This is a genomic window from Tahibacter caeni, assembly GCF_024609805.1.
In the GTDB taxonomy this organism is placed as follows: Bacteria; Pseudomonadota; Gammaproteobacteria; order Xanthomonadales; family Rhodanobacteraceae; genus Tahibacter; species Tahibacter caeni.
Genome location: NZ_JANFVR010000616.1, coordinates 1 through 1,417, shown reverse-complemented (window position 1 = coordinate 1,417; position 1,417 = coordinate 1). Strand labels below are relative to the sequence as shown.

Below are 1,417 nucleotides of genomic sequence, written 5' to 3'. Positions count from 1 at the left end.
GCGACGCGCGCCGGCAGCGCATCGACGCAAACCGCGCGGCCGAGCAGCAGGCGCGCAACGCGCGCGAGACGCTCGCGCGCAACCGCGCGCGGCGGCCGTACCTGATCGCGCTCGTCGCCGCGCTCGCGGCCGGCGTCGTCATCGTGCTCGGCCTCTACCAGGCCGCACTGCGCGCGCGCAACGCCGCGCAGCAGGAGCTCGACCGCGCGACGGCGATCAACCGCTTCCTCAACGAAGACCTGATCGGCCGCTCCAATCCGCTCGTCGTGGCCAAGGGCCAGAACGCGTCATTGAAGGACACCTTGCTCGCCGCGCGCGACCGCGTCGCGCGGCGCTTCGGCGCGCAGCCGCTGACCGAGGCCTCGATACGCACGAGCCTCGCCACCCTGTTCAACATGCTCGAGCTGCTGCCCGACGCCGAAGCCGAGGCGCGCCGCGCGCTCGCGCTGTACGAGGCTGCCGAAGGGACCGCGAGCCTCGACGCGCTGAGGGCGCGCACCCTGCTCGCGCGACTGCTGACCCGCACGTCCAAGTTCGACGAAGCGCTGCAGGAGCTGCAGACGCTCGACCGGCTGACCGGCGGCAGCGACGACCGCCATGCACGCTACCTCGTCGCGTCGGGCTGGGGCGTCTACCACATGAACCGCGGCGAATACGCCAAGGCGCTGCCGCACTACCGCGTCTCGATTCCGCTGCTGCGCGAGCTCGAGCCCGACAACGTGACCTTGCGCGACTCGCAGCGCATGGACTACGTGAACCTGCTTACCCAGATCGGCGAACTGGCCCAGGCCCGCGCCGAAGGCCAGGCCCTCATCGGCGAGATCGCCGCGCGTCCCGACGACAACGGCCTCGTCGCCGCATTCGCCAAGGCCGCGGTCGCGCGCACCTATTCGATCGACGGCGACCTGGACAAGGCCGAGGTCGGCCTGCTCGACGCGCAGCGGACCATCGTCGCGCTGCTCGGCGCCGAGCACACGCGCAACCTCATGGTGCAGGGCGATCTGCTCGACATCGCGGTGCGCCGCAGCGACTGGCCCAGGGCGCTCGACTACGCGCAGCGCATGCACGCGATGGCGCTGGCCAAGTTCGGCCCCGAGCACAACGTCACGTCGGTCACCGCGATCAACTGGGGCCAGGTGCTCTACGAGAACGGCGATGACGGCCGGGCCGAGCCGCTGCTGCGCGAGGCCTACGACAAGCTCGCCGCGCAGCTCGGCGCGAAGAATCCGCAGAGCCAGATCGCCGGCTACTGGCTCGCCGCCGTGCTGCTCGACAGCGGCCGCCGCGACGAAGCCGCGCGCCTGGCCGCGACGCTGGAGCCGGATACGCTCGACAAGGCCGACGCCGGCGGCAACTGGAAGCAGCGCGAGCAGGCGCTGCGCGGCCTGCTGCTCGCGCGCGGCGGCGACCGCGCGGT

1 protein-coding gene is annotated in these 1,417 nt (G+C 72.3%); it reads left to right on the top strand.

Translation table 11 applies throughout. From position 1 onward, the window contains the following. Positions 1-1,417 (top strand): tetratricopeptide repeat protein (locus NON22_RS24305; protein WP_257389561.1); only part of this gene is annotated, 1,417 nt, incomplete at both ends.